9 protein-coding genes and 1 pseudogene are annotated in these 14,190 nt (G+C 67.6%); 4 read left to right on the forward strand and 6 right to left on the reverse strand.

Going from position 1 to position 14,190, the window contains the following annotated elements; genetic code table 11:
- Positions 1-8: 8 nt before the first annotated feature.
- Positions 9-953, reverse strand: a complete 945-nt coding sequence (locus QM789_RS06840) for a 1-phosphofructokinase family hexose kinase (protein ID WP_420351210.1) — start codon at positions 951-953, stop codon at positions 9-11.
- On the reverse strand, positions 950-3,454 hold the full coding sequence (gene ptsP / locus QM789_RS06845) for a phosphoenolpyruvate--protein phosphotransferase (protein WP_420351211.1): 2,505 nt from the start codon (positions 3,452-3,454) through the stop codon (positions 950-952). The genes QM789_RS06840 and ptsP overlap by 4 nt, the downstream gene beginning before the upstream one ends.
- Positions 3,455-3,634: 180 nt before the next feature.
- Between ptsP and QM789_RS06850 the strand changes: the two genes are divergently transcribed.
- Positions 3,635-4,606 (forward strand): LacI family DNA-binding transcriptional regulator, encoded by a 972-nt coding sequence (locus tag QM789_RS06850; protein WP_420351212.1) that lies wholly within the window; start codon positions 3,635-3,637, stop codon positions 4,604-4,606.
- A gap of 8 nt (positions 4,607-4,614) precedes the next feature.
- On the opposite strand, the gene QM789_RS06855 is transcribed toward QM789_RS06850, so the two are convergent.
- From QM789_RS06855 to QM789_RS06870, 4 genes are all read right to left on the reverse strand, one after another.
- Positions 4,615-5,523 (reverse strand): LysR substrate-binding domain-containing protein, encoded by a 909-nt coding sequence (locus QM789_RS06855; protein WP_420351213.1) that lies wholly within the window; start codon positions 5,521-5,523, stop codon positions 4,615-4,617.
- 1 nt (position 5,524) lies between these two features.
- Positions 5,525-7,093, reverse strand: coding sequence for an alkyl hydroperoxide reductase subunit F (gene ahpF / locus QM789_RS06860; RefSeq protein WP_420351214.1), 1,569 nt, complete (start codon positions 7,091-7,093; stop codon positions 5,525-5,527).
- A gap of 65 nt (positions 7,094-7,158) precedes the next feature.
- Positions 7,159-7,722: an alkyl hydroperoxide reductase subunit C gene (ahpC, locus tag QM789_RS06865; RefSeq protein WP_420351215.1), complete on the reverse strand. Its 564-nt coding sequence runs from the start codon at positions 7,720-7,722 to the stop codon at positions 7,159-7,161.
- 152 nt (positions 7,723-7,874) lie between these two features.
- Positions 7,875-9,254, reverse strand: coding sequence for an aspartate aminotransferase family protein (locus QM789_RS06870; protein ID WP_420351216.1), 1,380 nt, complete (start codon positions 9,252-9,254; stop codon positions 7,875-7,877).
- 283 nt (positions 9,255-9,537) lie between these two features.
- Between QM789_RS06870 and cysD the strand changes: the two genes are divergently transcribed.
- The 3 genes and pseudogenes from cysD (at position 9,538) to QM789_RS06885 (ending at position 14,158) form a co-directional block, all read left to right on the forward strand.
- Positions 9,538-10,452 (forward strand): sulfate adenylyltransferase subunit CysD, encoded by a 915-nt coding sequence (cysD, locus tag QM789_RS06875; protein WP_420351217.1) that lies wholly within the window; start codon positions 9,538-9,540, stop codon positions 10,450-10,452.
- Complete coding sequence (gene cysN / locus QM789_RS06880) at positions 10,452-12,365, forward strand: sulfate adenylyltransferase subunit CysN (RefSeq protein WP_420351218.1); 1,914 nt, start codon at positions 10,452-10,454, stop codon at positions 12,363-12,365. The genes cysD and cysN overlap by 1 nt, the downstream gene beginning before the upstream one ends.
- A 166-nt stretch (positions 12,366-12,531) precedes the next feature.
- Positions 12,532-14,158 (forward strand): annotated as a pseudogene (locus QM789_RS06885) (MFS transporter).
- Positions 14,159-14,190: the final 32 nt, after the last annotated feature.

Raw genomic sequence — 14,190 nt, forward strand, 5'->3', positions numbered from 1 at the left:
TCCCGGGGTCAGTGCCCGGCCATCCATGCTTCCACCGGGCACAGCGCGACCTGTTGCGCCAGCGCCTCCACCTCTGCCTTCGGCGGCAGATGGGGGCCCGCATTGCGCAGCTTGCCCGCCGCGAAGGCCGTGGCCCGGCGCGCGAGATCCGCGAGCGGCAGGCCCTCGGACAGGCCGGCGGTGATCCCCGCGACCATCGCATCGCCCGCGCCCACCGTGCTGCCGGTCGCGAGCGCAAGCGGACGCACCTGCACCCCGCCCTCGGCCGAAAGGAACACCGCCCCCTCGGTCCCGAGCGACACGACCACCAGCCCGATCCCGCGCGCGAGCAGATCCCGCGCCACCGCCACCAGCTCCGCCCGATCCGCGAGCGACCGCCCGGCGAAGGCTTCGAGTTCATGCCGGTTCGGCTTGACCGCATAGGGCAGAACCGGCGCGCTCAGCGCCTCGGTCAGCGGCGCGCCGCTGACATCAAGCACCACCCGCGCGCCCTGCCCCGCCAGATCCGCCACGATCCGCGCCGTGGTATCGGCCGGAAGGCCCGCGGGCTGGCTGCCCGAAACCACGGCCAGCCCCGTCACCGCATTCAGCCCGGCCCGCACCGCATCCGCAGCCGCCGCATCGGCGGCAAAGCCCGGCAGGTTCACATCCGTCGTGCGCCCGCCGGTTTCCAGGATCTTGATATTGGTCCGCGTCGCGCCCGGCATCCGGATCATCGCATCGGCGATGCCCTTGCGGGTGAACAGCGCCTCGAACCCATCGGCATTATCGGCGCCCAGCAGCCCGTGCACCGTCACCGGCAGGCCCCAATCGGCCAGCACCGAGGCCACGTTCACCGCCTTGCCGCCCGGATCCAGCCGCACGAAATCCGCGCGCAGCACCTCGCCCGGAACCAGTTCGGCCAGCCCCACGGTCTGGTCGATGGCGGGGTTGAGGCAAATGGTATGGATCATGCCCGCACCTCCGCCGCCATCGCCCGCACCGAAGCCGCATCCGGGCAGGCCAGCGCCCGCGCCGCAAGCGCCTGTAGCCCCGTCAGATCGGCATGGCGCAGCGTGTCCTTCACCGCCGGAATGTCGCGCGGCGTCATCGACAGCTCGTCAACCCCGATCCCCGCCAGCAGCGCGGCGCCAAAGGCATCGCCCGCGATCCCGCCGCAGACACCGACCCAGCGGCCATGCGCATGCGCGCCCGCCACCGTGCGTTCGATCAGCCGCAGCACCGCCGGATGCAGGCTGTCCGCCTCGGGCGCCAGAACCGGGTTCTGCCGGTCGATCGCCAGCGTGTATTGCGTCAGGTCATTGGTGCCGATCGAGAAGAAATCGGCATGCCGCGCCAGTTCCTCCGCCAGCAGCGCGGCGGAAGGCACCTCGATCATGATGCCGAGCGGCACCTCCGGCGCACCGATATCCTCGCGGATCCGGCCGCAGGTCTCGCGCAGCGCGAGCAGTTCCGCCGCCGAGGTGATCATCGGGAACATCACCGAAATATCGGCCCCGTCCTTTGCCGCGCGATAGAGCGCGCGCAGCTGCGGCACCAGCAGTTCCGGCCGGCGCAGCAGCAGCCGCGCGCCCCGCACACCGAGGAACGGGTTTTCCTCGCGCGGCAGGTCCAGATAGCTGACCTGCTTGTCGCCGCCGATGTCCAGCGCCCGGATCACCAGTTGCCGCCCGCCCATCGCCTGCGACATGGCGGAATAGGCGCGGTACTGGTCCTCCTCGGTCGGGCTGTCGCCGCGTTCGAGGAACAGGAATTCGGTCCGCATCAGGCCGACACCCTCGGCGCCCTGTTCGAGCGCAAAGGCCGCCTGTTCGGCGAGGTTGATATTCGCCCCGATCGCCACCCGATGCCCGTCGCGCGTGGTCGCCGGAAGGGCACGCGCCTCGGCGGCCTTGGCGCGGCGTTCTGCCTCGACGGCGATGAAATCGCGCGCGGATGCCAGATCGGCCTCAGACGGCGACAGATACAGCCGCCCCGAGGTGCCGTCGATGATCGCCGCGCTATCCTCCGCCAGCCGCGCCAGCGCCGCCCCCGCGCCCACCACCGCAGGCAGGCCCAGCGTGCGCGCCAGAATCGCGGTGTGCGAGGTCGGCCCGCCCTGCGCCGTCACCAGCCCGGCGATACGCTCCGGATCGAGCCCCGCGGTATCGGTCGGCGTCAGGTCGTCGGCGATCAGGATCGTGCCCACCGGAACCTCCGCCGGAGCGGGACGCGACAGTTCCGGGTCGATCAGCGCCAGCACCCGGTGGCCGACGTCGCGCAGGTCCGTCGCCCGCCCGGCCAGCACCGCATTGCCCACCGCCATCAACTGGTTCGCCGTCTCCTCGACCGCCGCGTTCCAGGACCAGGCCAGCCCATGCCCCGCCACCAGCTTCTGCGAGGCCAGCGTGATCAGCCCCGGATCGTTCAGCAATTCGGCCTGCGCGCGGAAGATCCCGGCATCGGCCTCGCCCAGACGGCGGGCGGTGTCATCGGCCAGCGCGCGCAACTGTTCGCGCGCCCGGGCCAGCGCCCCGTGCAACTGATCCGCCGCCGTCGCAAGGTCGACCGGCGCATCCGGGATTTCGACCGGACCGGCCACCATCCGGTGCAACTGCCCGATGGCAAGGCCCGGCGAAGCCGAAACCCCCTCGACCACCTCGGGCGAACCGGGCGGCACCCAGCCCCCGGCACCGGCCGAAGCGGCGCGTTTTTCCTCGGCCTTGCGGGCCTCGGCCTTTTCGCGCGCGCTCAGCCCGGACAGCACGACCTTCAGCGTCGAGAGCGCATCCGCCGCGTCCGGACCCTCTGCCGAAACGGTGATCGTCTCGCCCGCCTTCAGGCCCAGTTGCAGCAGCGAAATCATGCTGCGCGCATCCGCCGCCTCGGCGCCATGGCGCACCCGGATCCGCGACGCGAAACGGCGCGCGGTCTCGGCCCATTCGGTGGCGGGGCGGGCGTGCAGCCCGTTCGGGTAATCCACCACCCACTCGAACCCCTGCGCCAGATCGGTCGCCGGGGCATCCGCCGCCTCGGGCGTGGCGCCGCTCAGCGCGGCGATGACCGCGCCGGTGTCGTCGGTGACCAGCAGCGAAGCGATCCGCTCTTCGTCCTGCAACAGCCGCGTCAGGCGGCGCAGGATGCCGATATGCGCGTCCGAACGCGCCGCGATCGCCACCACCAGTTGCGCCCGCTGCCCGGCGTTCCATTCGACCCCGCCGCGGACCTGCAACACCGCGATGCCGTCGCGCAGGATCATGTCGCGGTCCTCGACCATGCCATGGGGGATCGCGATCCCCTTGCCGAGGTAGGTGTTCGATGCCGCCTCGCGCCGCGTCATGCTGTCGTCGAAACCGGAGCGGACACAGCCCGCCGCCGTGAGCAGCGCCGCCGCCTGACGGATCGCATCCGCCTTGTCCGCCACCACCGCATCAAGCCGCACGAGTTCGCGCGGAAGGATATCCATTTCGCTCATTTGGGACACTGGCTCCTCCCAATCTCCATTTTTCCAATCCCTACAGGAAAGCTGGAAACGTTTCCACGATATTTTGAACGGATTTTACCAGACCTTCACCGCACCCGGGCATCCTCGTTGCAAAGCGGGCGGAGAAGGGCCATGCTCGCGCGATCGCAAACCGGGAACGTTTCCACGAAAATGGCGGTCAGTATCAAGGATGTTGCGCGGCAGGCGGGGGTTGCACCCTCGACGGTATCACGCGCGCTCGGCAAGGGCCCGGTGAGCGAGGACGTGCGGCGCAAGGTCGCGGATGCCGTGATCCAGACCGGCTACCGCCCGAATCTGGCGGCGCGGCGGCTGCGCTCGCGGCAGTCGATGACGGTGGGGCTGGTGGTCGCCGACATTCGCAACCCGTTCTTCACCGAACTCGCCCGCGCGGTGGAAACCGCCGCCTATGAATCCGGCATGCGCGTCCTGCTGTGCAACACCGACGAGGATCCGGGGCGCGAGGCGATGTATCTGGGCCTGATGGCGGAGGAACGGGCCAGCGGGCTGATCCTCGCGCCGACACGGGCGCTCGATCCGGCGCGGCTGGCGGAGTTCGAGATCCCGGTGGTGCTGGTGGACCGTGGCCTGCCGGGGGCGCGGCGCGATACGGTGGTGCTGGACAATCGCGCGGCGGCGGAAACGCTGGTGGACCATCTGGTCGCCACCGGACGGCGCCGGATCGCCGGGCTGTTCGGCGTGACCTCCGCCACCGGGGACGAACGCCGCGCGGGGTTCGAGGCGGCGATGGCGCGGCACGGCCTTGCGCCCCGGCTGCGGATGGCGGCGCCCACGCCCGAGGCCGGGCATGCCGCGCTCGCCGACCTGCTGTCCGAGAGGCCGGAGGCGGTGGTGCTGTCGAACGGGCTGTTCACCGGGGCGATGCTGCGGCTGTGCCGGGAACGCGCCCTGGCGATTCCGCGCGACATTGCCGTCTGCGGGTTTGACGACGAGGCTTGGGCCTCTTTCGTCGAGCCGGGGATCACGGTGATCCGCCAGCCGCTGGAGACCTTCGGGCGCGAGGCGATGCAGATGCTTCTGGCGCGGCTGGCCCGGCCCGACCTGCCGCATCGCACCGTTACGCTGTCGGGCGAGCTTGTGGTGCGTGGATCGACCGCCCGCTGACATGAACCCTAGGTGTCCGTCGCCATGATCCGCCCCGCCGTTTCGCGGATCAGCCCGCCCAGCCGGTGCAGCACCGGGCCGAGCGCCGAACTCGGGCGCCAGATCAGGCCGATCGTCCGGCTTGGCGGCGGATCGTCCGAGAAGGGCACGAAGCACAGATTGCCTTCGGGCGCCAGCGGGCCGCGCGTGGCGAGCGCGGGCATCAGCGTGATCCCCATCCCCGCCGCCACCATCTGCCGCAGGGTTTCGAGCGATGTCGCCCGGAACCCCGACGTTTCATCGGCACCCGACCGGCGGCACAGGCTCAGCGCCTGATCGCGCAGGCAATGCCCGTCTTCGAGCAGCATCAGCCGCTGCCCCCTCAGGTCGTCGAGCGCGATCATAGGGCGCCCGGCCAGCGGATGGGCGGGCGGCGCGGCCAGAAGGAACGGTTCCTCAAACAGCTCCTCGACCCGATACCCCTCCGCCACCGGCAGCGCGAGCAGCGCCGCATCCAGCCGCCCGGTGCGCAGCTTCTCGATCAGCCGTTCGCTCTTTTCCTCGACCAGTTGCAGTTCCAGCGCCGGGAAGGCCGCCGCGATCCCGGGCACCAGCGCGGGCAGCAGATAAGGGCCGAGCGTCTGAAACACACCGAGCCGCAGCCGCCCGGACTCCGGCGCCCGGTGCCGCTGCGCGAGCGCGCGAATACCCTGCGCCTCGTCCAGCATCCGCTGCGCATGGGCGAGGATCTCCTCCCCCGCCGCAGTCAGGATCACCCGGCGCGCGCCGCGTTCGACCAGCACGACGCCCAGTTCATCCTCCAGCTTGCGCAACTGGGTGGAGAGCGTCGGCTGGCTGACGTTGCAGACCTCGGCCGCGCGGCGGAAATTGCCCAGCCGCGCCAGCTCCACCAGATACTGCAACTCCCGCAGGGTCACCTCAGGCGGCCTGCTCCGTCGCCGGCGCCGTCACGCGGATCAGGTGGTCGAAGGCGGCGAGCGAGGCCGTGGCCCCCGCCCCCATCGCGATCACGATCTGCTTGTAGGGCACCGTCGTGCAGTCGCCCGCAGCGAAGACGCCGGGCATCGAGGTCGCGCCATGGCTGTCGATCACGATCTCCCCGCGCGGGGTCAGATCGACCGCGCCCTTCAGGAAATCGGTGTTCGGCAGCAGGCCGATCTGCACGAAGATCCCTTCGAGCGGGATTTCATGCACCTGCCCGCCCACGCGGTCCTTGTAGACCAGCGCGGTGACCTTCGATCCGTCGCCGGTCACTTCGGTCGTCTGCGCGGAAACGATGATATTGACGTTCGGCAGGCTGCGCAGCTTGCGTTGCAGCACCTCGTCCGCACGCAGCCGCGCGTCGAATTCGATCAGCGTGACATGGGCCACCACGCCCGCCAGGTCGATCGCCGCCTCGACGCCCGAATTGCCGCCACCGATCACCGCGACGCGCTTGCCCTTGAACAGCGGGCCGTCGCAATGCGGGCAATAGGTCACGCCCTTGTTGCGGTATTGCTCTTCGCCCGGCACGCCCATCTGCCGCCAGCGCGCGCCGGTGGACAGGATCACCGTCCGCGCCGACAGCGTGGCGCCCGAGGCCAGCGCGACCTCGACCAGATCGCCCTTCCGGGTCAGGCCGGTGGCCTTTTGCAGGTTCATGATGTCCACGTCATATTCGCGGACATGGGTTTCCAGCGCCTGCGCCAGACGCGGCCCCTCGGTATGCGGCACGGAAATCAGGTTCTCGATCGACATGGTGTCGAGCACCTGCCCGCCGAAACGCTCCGCCGCGATGCCGGTACGGATGCCCTTGCGCGCGGCATAGATCGCCGCCGCCGCACCGGCCGGGCCACCGCCCACCACCAGCACGTCGAACGCCTCTTTCGCCGCAAGGTTCGCCGCCTCGCGCTCCGCCGCGCCGGTATCGACCTTGGACAGGATCTCTTCGAGCGTCATCCGGCCCTGGCCGAAGACCTCGCCGTTCAGATAGACGGTCGGCACCGACATCACCTGCCGGGCATCCACCTCGGCCTTGAAGTCCGATCCGTCGATCGCCACCACCTTCACGCCGGGGTTCAGCACCGCCATCAGGTTCAGCGCCTGCACCACATCCGGGCAGTTCTGGCAGCTTTGCGAGAAATAGGTCTCAAAAGTGAAATCGCCCTTCAGCGCCTTCACCTGATCCAGCACCGCCTGTTCCACCTTCGGCGGGTAGCCCCCCACCTGCAACAGCGCCAGCACCAGCGAAGTGAATTCATGCCCCATCGGCAGCCCCGCAAAGCGCAGGGTGATGTCCTGCCCGGGCGAGGTCAGCGCGAAGGACGGCCGCCGTTCGTCCGTGCCCTCGGTCACCGTCACCTTGTCGGACAGTTCCGCGATTTCGCCCAGAAGCTCCATCATCTCGGCCGATTTCGGCGTATCGTTCGGCGCCGCGACGATGACGACGGGGCGGGTCAGCCGCTCCAGATAAGCCTTGAGCTGCGTCTTCAGATTCTGGTCGAGCATGGGAGGTCTCCGGACAAAGGGGGAGGATCCCGGCGTCGGGCGCCGGGACCGAAAGGCGCGTCAGGTCAGATCTTGCCGACCAGTTCCAGCGACGGCGCGAGGGTCTTTTCCCCTTCCTGCCACTTCGCCGGGCAGACTTCGCCGGGGTGGTTGCGGACGTAGATCGCGGCCTTGATCTTGCGCACGAGGTCCGCCGCATCACGGCCAATGCCTTCGGCGGTGATTTCCATCGCCTGGATCACGCCGTCCGGGTCCACCACGAAGGTCGCGCGGTCGGCCAGCCCTTCGGCTTCGCGCATCGCATCGAAGTTGCGGGTGATGATGCCCACCGGGTCGCCGATCATCGCATAGTTGATCTTGCCGATGGTGTCCGAGGTTTCGTGCCAGGCCTTGTGGGTGAAATGCGTGTCGGTCGAGACCGAGAACACCTCGACGCCCAGCTTTTGCAGCTCGGCATAATGGTCGGCCAGATCGCCCAGTTCGGTCGGGCAGACGAAGGTGAAGTCCGCCGGATAGAAGAAGAAGACCGCCCATTTGCCCGCGATGTCGGCATCGGTCACGTCGATGAACTTGCCTTGCTTGAAGGCCTTCGCCGTGAACGGTTTGATCTTGGTGTTGATCAGCGCCATTTTTTCCTCACTGTCTGCTGGCCGGAAGGGAGGCCCCGGCCTTCTGCGATGCAGTATATATATGCTGCGGCTGCATTGGTAAAATAGATTGAGACGGAAAATGTGATAGATTTTGTCTATGGGCGGCGCCCCGCAAGGCGCCGCCCATGGGGTCACTTGATCCCGCGCGCCGCCACTTCGGCCGCCGTGCGCTCAAGGATCACCGCCATCAGGCGCAGGATCTCCGCCACGTCCGCCTCGGTCACGATCAGCGGCGGGCAGAGCGCCAGCGTGTCGCCGATCGCGCGCAGGATCAGCCCCTCTTCATGGGCGATGGCATTGGCGATCTGGCCAACCTGACCGGGCTTTGCGAAGGGCCGTTTCGTCGCCTTGTCCGCCGAAAGCTCCACCGCCGCCATCATGCCGACGCCGCGCGCCTCGCCCACGATCGGGCTGTCGGCCAGCGCGCGCATGCCCGCCTGAAACGCCGGGGCCAGACGGGCGGCATTGCCGATCAGGTCGCGCTCCTCGATGATCTTCAGGTTTTCCAGCGCGACCGCCGTCGCCACCGGATGCCCCGCCGCGGTGAAGCCATGGGCAAAGGTGCCGATCTTGTGGCTGTTATCCGCCACCGCCTGATAGATCGCATCCGAGAACACCACCGCCGAGAGCGGCATATAGCTCGACGTGATCTGTTTCGAGACGGTCATGATGTCGGGGGTGAAGCCCATCCGCTCCGCCCCGAAGGGCGTGCCAAGGCGGCCGAAACCGTTGATCACCTCATCCGCGACGAGAAGGATGTCATGCTTGCGGCAGATCGCCTCGACCCCCGGCCAGTAGCCCTCGGGCGGCACGATCACGCCGCCCGCGCCCATCACCGGTTCACCGATGAAAGCGGCGATGGTCTCGGCGCCCTCGCGCGCGATGGTGTCCTCAAGCTCCGCGAGCAGCCGGGCGGTGAACTGCGCCTCGGTCTCGTCCGCCGTGCCTTCCTTGTAGAAATGCGGGCAGGTCAGGTGGATCACCGGCAGGATCGGCAGGTCGAAATCCTTGTGATCGACCACGATCCCGGTCAGGCTGCCCGAAGCCATGGTGATGCCGTGATAAGCGTTGTTGCGCGCGAGGAACTTCTTCTTCTCCGGGCGGCCAAGCGCGTTGTTGTAATACCACACCAGCTTGACGACGGTATCGTTCCCCTCGGACCCCGAATTGGCATAAAGCACATGGCTCAGCCCCTCGGGCGCGATCTCGGCCAGCTTCTCGGACAGCCGGATCGAGGGTTCGTGCCCCTTGGCGGAAAAGGTGTGGTAATAGGGCAGCTTGAGCAACTGCGCATAGGCGGCATCGGCCAGCCGCTTTTCGTTGAAGCCGACCGCCACGGACCACAGCCCGGCCATCCCCTCGATGTATTTCTTGCCGGTCGTGTCATAGACATGGATGCCTTCGCCGCGGTCGATGATCAGCGGGCCGTTCTTCTCCAGCACGCGCGCATCGGTGAAAGGGTGCAGGTGATGCGCCGCATCCAGCGCGGCGAGCGAATTTGAAAGGGTCATGTCCATCCTCATGCCTGTCCGGTCCCCCATGGGATGGGTCCGAATCCGTGCCGCCGCAAGGAAAAACGCCGATCCGGCGCGGAATCCGGCGCGCGGCGCGGTGAACGTGCTGCAAATGCGGCGTTTCACAGCCCCGCCGTTCTCTTTGCGCCCCCTCCCACAGGGAAAATGATCCACGCAGAAGCGCCCGGCCCGGCTTTTCTCCCTGAATTTCAAAGCACTCTTGGAGAGCGCGCGGAAAAGCGTCACAAGGAGCCGCTATCCCTGCAAGAAAGCCCGCACCATGACCCCTGCCCCGACCCGCGCGCTGACCCATCTTCGCAATCTCGAAGCGGAAAGCATCCATATCATGCGCGAGGTGGTCGCGACCGCCGAAAACCCGGTGATGCTCTATTCCGTGGGCAAGGATTCCGCCTGCATGCTGCATCTGGCGAAGAAGGCGTTCTATCCCGCGCCGCCGCCGTTTCCGCTCTTGCATGTCGATACGACGTGGAAGTTCCGCGTGATGTATGACCTGCGCGACAAGGCCGCGAAGGATGCGGGGATGGAGCTTCTGGTCTATCAGAACCCCGAGGCGGTGGAGAAGGGCATCAACCCCTTCGACCATGGCAGCCTGCACACCGACATGTGGAAGACCGAGGGGCTGAAACAGGCGCTGACGAAATACGGCTTCGACGTGGCCTTCGGCGGCGCGCGGCGCGACGAGGAGAAATCCCGCGCGAAGGAGCGGATCTTCTCTTTCCGTTCCGCCAACCACCGCTGGGATCCGAAGAACCAGCGCCCCGAGCTGTGGAAGCTGTATAACACCCGCAAGGCGAAGGGCGAGAGCATCCGCGTGTTCCCGCTGTCGAACTGGACCGAGCTTGACATCTGGCAATATATCCACCTCGAAGGCATTGAAATCGTGCCGCTTTACTTTGCCGCCCCGCGCCCGGTGGTGGAGCGTGACGGCCTGCTGATCATGGTGGATGACGACCGCTTCCGGCTGAAGCCCGGCGAGGTGCCGCAGATGAAATCGGTGCGGTTCCGCACGCTCGGCTGCTACCCGCTCACCGGCGCGGTGGAATCCACGGCGGCGACGCTCACCGAGGTGATCCGGGAGATGCTGCTCACCACCACCTCGGAACGGCAGGGCCGCGCGATCGACCACGACCAATCCGCCTCGATGGAAAAGAAGAAGCAGGAGGGCTATTTCTGATGTCCGGCGATCTGAAAGCGCATGTCTACGAGGCCGACCACCTGATTGCCGAGGACATCGAAGCCTATCTCGACCTGCATCAGCACAAGACGATGCTGCGCTTCATCACCTGCGGTTCGGTGGATGACGGAAAATCGACGCTGATCGGGCGGCTGCTGTACGACAGCAAGATGATCTTCGAGGATCAGCTGGCGAGCCTTGAGCATGACAGCAAGACCTCCGGCACGCAGGGCGGCGATATCGACTTTGCCCTCTTGGTGGACGGTCTGGCGGCGGAGCGCGAACAGGGCATCACCATCGACGTCGCCTATCGCTTCTTCGCCACGGAAAAGCGGAAATTCATCGTCGCCGACACCCCCGGGCATGAACAATACACCCGCAACATGGTCACCGGCGCCTCGACCGCCGATCTGGCGGTGATCCTGGTCGATGCGCGGCAGGGCGTGCTGACGCAGACCCGGCGGCACAGCTATCTGGTGAACCTGCTCGGCATCCGCAACATCGTGCTGGCGATCAACAAGATGGATCTGGTCGGCTATGCGCAGGACCGGTTCGACGAGATCGTCCGCGACTATGCCGATTTCGCGCAGCGGATCGGGATGGAGAGCTTTGCCCCGATCCCGATTTCCGGCCTGAAGGGCGACAATATCGTCACCCACAGCCCGGAAATGCCCTGGTATGACGGCCCGACCCTGATGGCGCATCTGGAGCAGGCCCCGGTCAATGCGACCCGGCTGCAAGAAGGCCCGTTCCGCATGCCGGTGCAATGGGTGAACCGGCCGAACCTCGACTTCCGCGGCTTTGCCGGGCAGGTCGCGGCGGGCACGGTGCGCCCGGGCGATGCGGTGCGGGTGCTGCCCTCGGGCAAGACGACGACGGTGAAGGCGATCCCGTCCTTTGACGGCGACAAGGACAGCGCGGTCGCGGGCGAATCCGTCACCCTGACCTTCGCGGATGAAATCGACTGTTCGCGCGGCGACGTCATCACCCGCGCCGATGCGCCCTGCGAAGTGGCCGATCAGTTCGAAGCCTCCATCGTGTGGATGGACGAGGCCGAGATGCTGCCCGGTCGGCCCTATCTGCTCAAGATCGGCACGCAGATGGTCACCGCCACCGTGACCGAACCGAAATACGAGGTGAACGTCAACACGCTCGACCATCTGGCGTCGAAAACGCTGAAGCTGAACGCGATCGGGGTGTGCAACATCTCGACCGACCGGCCCGTGCCGTTCGAGCCCTATGCGGTGAACCACGACCTTGGCGGCTTCATCCTGATCGACCGGATGACGAATGCCACCGTCGCCGCCGGGATGATCCATTTCGCCCTGCGCCGCAGCCAGAACATCCATTGGCAGGCGGTGGACATCAACCGCGAAGCCCATGCCGCGCAGAAGAACCAGAAGCCCTGCGTGGTCTGGTTCACCGGCCTGTCGGGGGCGGGGAAATCCACCATCGCCAATCTGGTGGAAAAGAAGCTGCATGCGATGGGCAAGCACACCTTCCTGCTGGACGGCGACAACGTGCGCCACGGGCTGAACCGCGATCTGGGCTTTACCGATGCCGACCGGGTGGAGAACATCCGCCGCGTGGGCGAGGTGGCGAAGCTGATGACCGACGCCGGGCTGATCGTGCTGACGGCCTTCATCTCGCCCTTCCGCTCCGAACGGCGGATGGTGCGCGAGATGCTGCCCGAGGGCGAGTTCCTGGAGGTCTATGTCGACACCCCCCTCGCCGTGGCCGAAGCGCGCGACGTGAAGGGCCTGTATAAAAAGGCCCGCTCCGGCGCGCTGAAGAACTTCACCGGCATCGACAGCCCCTATGAGGCCCCCGAGGCGCCGGAGGTCGTGGTCAACACCGCCACCCTCAGCGCCGAAGAAGCCGCCGATCAGGTGGTGGCCGCGATCCTCGGCTGAGCGGTGACGATCTTTGCCCGAACCGGTGACGCCCATGGCACCGGTTCGGCATGGCATCCCAACGGGACGGCCCCTGTATCCTTGGGGCGGCGTATGGATACAACTTGGCTCTTGCGGCGGCGGCGCTCCCCCGGCGATAGTGGCGCGACACAGCACAAGATCCGCCATGCCCCGCCAATCCGTCCTCGCGCCCTTCCGCAACCGCAGTTTCCGCGCGCTGTGGACGGCGACGCTCGCCTCGAACCTCGGCGGGCTGGTGCAGGCGGTGGGGGCGGGGTGGATGATGGCCTCGCTGACCTCCTCGCATGGGATGGTGGCGCTGGTGCAGTCGTCCAACACCTTGCCGATCATGGCCTTTTCGCTGATCGCCGGGGCGCTGGCCGACAATTTCAACCGCCGAAGGATCATGATCTTCGCGCAGGGGTTCATGGTGATCGTCTCGGCGGCGCTGGCGGTCTGCGGCTGGTTCGGGCTGCTGACGCCGTGGCTTTTGCTGACCTTCACCTTCCTGATCGGCTGCGGCGCGGCGCTGTTCAACCCGTCGTGGCAGGCGTCGATGGGCGATATCGTCGCGCGCGACGACCTGCCAAGCGCGGTGAGCCTGAACAGCATGGGCTTCAACATGATGCGCAGCCTCGGCCCGGCGGTGGGGGGCATCATCGTCGCGGTGGCGGGGGCGGCGGCGGCCTTCGCGCTCAATGCCGTCAGCTACCTGCCGCTGATCGGGGCGCTGCTGCGGTGGAAGCCCGCCTATCCGGAACCGAAACTGCCGCCGGAATCGCTCGGCTCGGCGCTTGGGGCGGGGCTGCGCTATGTGCTGATGTCGCCCGCGCTCCTGCGGGTGATGGGGCGCGGCGGGATCTTCGGGCTGGCGGCGGTGTCGGTGCTGGCGCTCCTGCCGCTGGTCGCGCGCGATACGCTGCACGGCACGGCGATGACCTATGGCATCACGCTCGGCTGCTTCGGCCTGGGCGCGATCGGCGGGGTGGCGCTGAACGGGCCGCTGCGCGAGCGGCTGGCGAACGAGATCGTGGTGCGGCTGGCCTTCGTCGGCTTTGCGGTGGCGGTGGCGGTGCTGGCCGCTTCGGTCTGGCTGGTGCTGAGCTGCGCGGCGCTGCTTCTGGCCGGGGCGTGCTGGGTGCTGGCGCTGTCGCTGTTCAATGTCACGGTGCAGTTGGCCACGCCCCGCTGGGTCGTCGGGCGGGCGCTGTCGTTTTACCAGACGGCGGTGTTCGGCGGCATGGCGGGGGGCGCATGGCTCTGGGGCGCGCTGGCCGATGCGCGGGGGGTGTCCTTCGCGCTTTATGCCTCCTCGGGAACGCTGCTGGTGGGGGCGGCACTCGGCTTCTGGCTGCGGCTGTCCGAATTCTCGACGCTCGACCTCGACCCGCTCGACAGGTTCCGCGCACCCGAGCCCCGGCTGGACATCAAGGACCGCTCCGGCCCGATCATGGTGATGGTCGATTACCTGATCGACGCCGCCGATACCGATGCCTTCCTTGCCCTGATGCAGGAGCGCCGCCGGATCCGCATCCGCGACGGCGCCCGGCAATGGGTGCTGCTGCGCGATCTGGAGAACCCCGACAGCTGGACCGAGAAGCTATCACGTCCCGACATGGCTCGACTATCTGCGCCACAACCAGCGCCGCACCAAGGCCGATGCCGAGAACCTCGACCGGCTGCGGGCGCTGCACCGGGGGCCGGGCGACATGCCCCGGGTGCACCGGATGATCGAGCGCCAGACCGTCCCGGTCCATGACGACATTCCGCCGCGCCCGGCGCCGGAGATCTGATTTCCCCTGCGATCGTGCTATGCTGGCGCAGG

Origin of the sequence: Paenirhodobacter sp., from assembly GCF_047600745.1 — a bacterium.
Lineage (GTDB): Bacteria > Pseudomonadota > Alphaproteobacteria > Rhodobacterales > Rhodobacteraceae > Rhodobacter.

Bases quoted from the DNA above. Each gene is read 5' to 3' on its own strand.
- ahpF (WP_420351214.1), bottom strand. From the start codon at position 7,093: ATGCTCGACCAGAATCTGAAGACGCAGCTCAAGGCTTATCTGGAGCGG.
- ahpC (WP_420351215.1), bottom strand. From the start codon at position 7,722: ATGGCGCTGATCAACACCAAGATCAAACCGTTCACGGCGAAGGCCTTC.
- QM789_RS06840 (WP_420351210.1), bottom strand. From the start codon at position 953: ATGATCCATACCATTTGCCTCAACCCCGCCATCGACCAGACCGTGGGG.
- QM789_RS06870 (WP_420351216.1), bottom strand. From the start codon at position 9,254: ATGACCCTTTCAAATTCGCTCGCCGCGCTGGATGCGGCGCATCACCTG.
- ptsP (WP_420351211.1), bottom strand. From the start codon at position 3,454: ATGAGCGAAATGGATATCCTTCCGCGCGAACTCGTGCGGCTTGATGCG.
- QM789_RS06850 (WP_420351212.1), top strand. From the start codon at position 3,635: ATGGCGGTCAGTATCAAGGATGTTGCGCGGCAGGCGGGGGTTGCACCC.
- cysD (WP_420351217.1), top strand. From the start codon at position 9,538: ATGACCCCTGCCCCGACCCGCGCGCTGACCCATCTTCGCAATCTCGAA.
- cysN (WP_420351218.1), top strand. From the start codon at position 10,452: ATGTCCGGCGATCTGAAAGCGCATGTCTACGAGGCCGACCACCTGATT.